Source organism: Mycobacterium sp. TH-M25 (assembly GCF_057473665.1).
On sequence record NZ_JBYCLA010000194.1, the window covers coordinates 1 to 3451 of the forward strand.

Here is a 3451-nt window from a genome sequence, read left to right on the forward strand (position 1 = left end):
CGCGGTTGTGACCGAACATGATCGGCATCGCTGGGATGAACGCTATGCCGGCCGGGGCCCGGCGCGGGTCAGTGCGGTTGCACCGCCCGCTGTCTTGGCGGCGCACGTGGAGGTGTTCCCGACTGCGGGACGAGCCCTTGATCTCGCCTGCGGCCAGGGATGCGGCACCGTTTGGCTGGCCCGCCGCGGCTTGGATGTTTTGGGGTTGGATGTCTCTGCGGTGGCCATTAGTCAGGCGCGGGATCTGGCCCGGCGCACCGGCGTCAGCGATCGTTGCCGGTTTGACGTCTTCGACCTCGACGCGGGCCTGCCGACCGGGCCACCGGTCGACCTCATTCTCTGTCACAAGTTCCGCGACCGCGGCCTCGACCAGGCGATCATCGAGCGTCTGACGCCGGGCGGGCTGCTGGCAATCGCCGCGCTGAGCGACGTCGACGCCGCCCGAGGTCGGTTTCGCACGTCGCCCGGCGAACTCACCGCTGCGTTCGCCGAACTCAATCTGGTGGCCGCCGGCGAGGGCCAAGGTTGCGCATGGCTGCTAGCGCGAGCCTGACAGTTAGGCTTCCAGCCTGGCCCGCACAGCCGCGAGCCGTTCGGCCAGCTCGGCCTCATCGATGACACCACGCACCACCAACGAGTGCGCCAGTGCAACCAGCCGGTTCTCCGGATAGGGCAGGCCAGAATAAACGGTTGCGGACAGCGCGTCCTCTTCGGTGCGTCGGTCGACAAAATTGAGTATCTGTGTACCGCACATACTTTGGTCGAGTGCGTCACAGATTCCGTCAAGGCTCGTTTTCCACGGCGGCGTCGGATTATCGACCCCATGCTTAGCCGCCATGCGGCTCCAGACTTGGTTGCGGGCAACAATTTTCGCCAGTGGCGCGATCGTAACGCCTGCGACTGAGTTCAGACTGTCCGAGGTGCTCATTTGTGCCCTCGTAGCTCAGTGCTCGACCGGGTGGATGGCCGGGCGGGTCTTGGTGATCACGTTCGTCGTCACACCGGCCTTGGGCAATGCGACGCCGATAAGACAATCGCGAGTGATGATTTCGGCTAGCTGGTCTTCGCCCCAGCCCTCGGTATCATCCGGGCGTACCGGCATCACCATGAAACGATGTTTCTGATTGGAATCCTCCACTCGGATCTCGACTTCCTCTGGCAGGTACAGTCCGAACTCTGCGAGCACCTGGCGCGGCCAGCGCACGATGCGACGCCGATAGTTAGGCGTGCGGTACCACTCAGGTGAATTACCCAGAATCGGACGCGGATAGCAGGAGCACAGCGTACAGACAATGACGTGGTGCAGCGTGGGCGAGTATTCAAGCACATGCAGCGCGGTGAAGTCGCTGGGCGTTCCGAAACCGTTGGGTTGCAGCCAGTCGACACCAACTTCGCGGCTGGCAGCGAGCGCATCGGTGAGCACCAGCTTCTTGTACTCCGGATCAAGCCAAGCCCGGGCCACCATGCGTGCGGCGGGAGCCGGGCCGATCTGTTCAGCGAATTCGGTGAAGTGGCGATGATCCTCCGCGGTGAAAATCCCTTTTTCGATGCATAATTCGCGAAGGGCGATCTCGAGGACTTCGAAGTCGGTGATCTCATCCACCATGGGCGCGGCGGTCCGGTCGTGGTCGTGGTCGTGGTCGGTCATGCTGAGGTCCTTTCGCGACGAAGTCAATGACTGAAAGCTGGCGGCTAGCCCGCCGCTTCGAGCCACCGCTCGGGAATCTCAGTCTGCAGCGTGTCCTTGGCTGGTCCGGTGTAGCCGTGCCAGAGTTCGGAGAGGTTAAACCGAACGATATAGAACCACTCGGGCTTTTGGTCGGGGCCATCCCAGGTCTCGTCCTCGGCGGCGGGGCTTTCGTACGAGACCACCGCGATCTTGCCTTTCGCGCCTCGTACGTACTCCTGGGTGCGGGTGTAGAACAGGACAGGGAGCTCCCGCACCATGACTGTGTCCCCGACCTTGAACTTCGGCTCGCCGGCCTGGCCCGCAAACACTTGCGGATCACCTTTACCGACCGCGTGTGTGTGATGCCGGTTGCGTTTCACCTTCGACGGGTCGCCCTCGAATTTGGGCGTAGCTATCAAGGGCTTTCCCTGCAGTCCGCCCGCATAGCGGGCGTTGACCTCCGCCATGCGCTCCGCCAATTCGCTCAGGCCAATGTGGTGCTTCTCGACAAGGATGCGTGCCACCGCCAGCAGCCAGCGTCCGTAGTAGGGAAGTCCGAGATAGATCGTGCGGCCGAGGTCGACGTTGCCGATCCGGCGGCGTTCCTCGGACAACCATATTCCGCGCCAGCCGAGAACCTCGCACATGACGTAGGTGTTTTCTTCCCAGGTCTCGTACTGCTTGTTCTCGAATTCGAGGGGAGCATCCGGTTCGCCGCCGACGTCGTGGGGAGTCTTGACGTAGGCGCTGAATCGGTCGTGGTCGATGAGATCGGGTGTGGGTGCGTCGGGAAGTTCCGGGTAGGAGGACTTAAGCCGAGCCACTAAGTCCAGGTGGGCTACCCGGTGCAAAGGAGTCGTCATCAGAACTCCGTTCCTTGTCGTGACGCCGTAGCACAGTCTGGTGCTCACCCAAATACAGCTCGTGTCTGCTGTCAACGCCACGCACCTGTCTTGAGCCCGTCTATGCTTTCCATCACGTAGCTGCCGGACTAGGCCCGCGGGGTGGGGAAACTATGCGAGCCTGAGCCGGCATTCGGTCGATAAGCCAGGGGGCAGCATTGTCCGAGCTTTTTCCCGCGTACCGAGCGAGCTGGGAGACAGACCAGCATCGCGAACTGCGCAAACACGCGGCAGAGTTCATGCTCAAGGAAGCCACTCCGAACCAGGAACGGTGGGCCCGCCAACACCAGGTCGACCGCGAGTATTGGAACAAGCTGGGCGATGCGGGGCTGCTCGGGCTGGACCTGCCTGAGCGGTTTGGTGGCGCCGATGGTGACTTTGGCTTTTCGGCCGTTGTCGCCGAAGAACAGGCGTTGGCGAACGACACCGCATCCGGCTGGGCCGTGCATTCTCCGATCGGCGCGCACTACATCAACACTTACGGAACCGAGGAACAAAAGCAGTGTTGGCTACCCAGGATCATCAGCGGGGATGCGGTCCTTGCCATCGCGATGACCGAGCCGGGTGCCGGTTCTGACCTGCAGAACATACGCACCACCGCGGTTCGCGACGGCTCACACTATGTCGTCAACGGATCAAAGACGTTCATCTCCAACGGAACCCATTGCGATCTGCTGATCATTGTCGCCAAGACCGATCCCGCAGCAGGATCGGCGGGAATTTCTTTGATCGTGGCCGAAACAAAGGACAATCTGGGCGGCTTCGAGCGCGGGCGAGTTTTGGACAAGATCGGCCAGCACGGTCAGGACACCCGCGAGTTGTTCTTCTCCGATATGCACGTGCCGACGGCGAACCTGCTCGGAAACAGCGAGGGGCTGGG

The 3451-nt window shown here is 62.2% G+C and carries 5 protein-coding genes; 2 read left to right on the forward strand and 3 right to left on the reverse strand.

Features of this window, described 5'->3' with window-relative positions; translation table 11 throughout:
• Positions 1-7: 7 nt before the first annotated feature.
• Positions 8-553, forward strand: a complete 546-nt coding sequence (locus AC2VOU_RS06525) for a class I SAM-dependent methyltransferase (RefSeq protein WP_486956639.1) — start codon at positions 8-10, stop codon at positions 551-553.
• 3 nt (positions 554-556) lie between these two features.
• Here AC2VOU_RS06525 and AC2VOU_RS06530 read toward each other — a convergent pair whose 3' ends face one another.
• Genes AC2VOU_RS06530 through AC2VOU_RS06540 form a run of 3 tightly spaced genes read right to left on the reverse strand, consistent with a single transcriptional unit; the run spans position 557 to position 2532 of the window.
• Positions 557-928, reverse strand: a complete 372-nt coding sequence (locus AC2VOU_RS06530) for a hypothetical protein (protein WP_047316118.1) — start codon at positions 926-928, stop codon at positions 557-559.
• A gap of 15 nt (positions 929-943) precedes the next feature.
• Positions 944-1648 (reverse strand): thiocyanate hydrolase subunit gamma, encoded by a 705-nt coding sequence (gene scnC, locus AC2VOU_RS06535; RefSeq protein WP_486956637.1) that lies wholly within the window; start codon positions 1646-1648, stop codon positions 944-946.
• A gap of 44 nt (positions 1649-1692) precedes the next feature.
• Positions 1693-2532: an SH3-like domain-containing protein gene (locus AC2VOU_RS06540; RefSeq protein WP_047316120.1), complete on the reverse strand. Its 840-nt coding sequence runs from the start codon at positions 2530-2532 to the stop codon at positions 1693-1695.
• 197 nt (positions 2533-2729) lie between these two features.
• Between AC2VOU_RS06540 and AC2VOU_RS06545 the strand changes: the two genes are divergently transcribed.
• Positions 2730-3451 (forward strand): acyl-CoA dehydrogenase family protein (locus AC2VOU_RS06545; RefSeq protein ID WP_486956638.1); only part of this gene is annotated, 722 nt, incomplete at its 3' end.

Bases quoted from the DNA above. Each gene is read 5' to 3' on its own strand.
- AC2VOU_RS06530 (WP_047316118.1), bottom strand. From the start codon at position 928: ATGAGCACCTCGGACAGTCTGAACTCAGTCGCAGGCGTTACGATCGCG.
- scnC (WP_486956637.1), bottom strand. From the start codon at position 1,648: ATGACCGACCACGACCACGACCACGACCGGACCGCCGCGCCCATGGTG.
- AC2VOU_RS06540 (WP_047316120.1), bottom strand. From the start codon at position 2,532: ATGACGACTCCTTTGCACCGGGTAGCCCACCTGGACTTAGTGGCTCGG.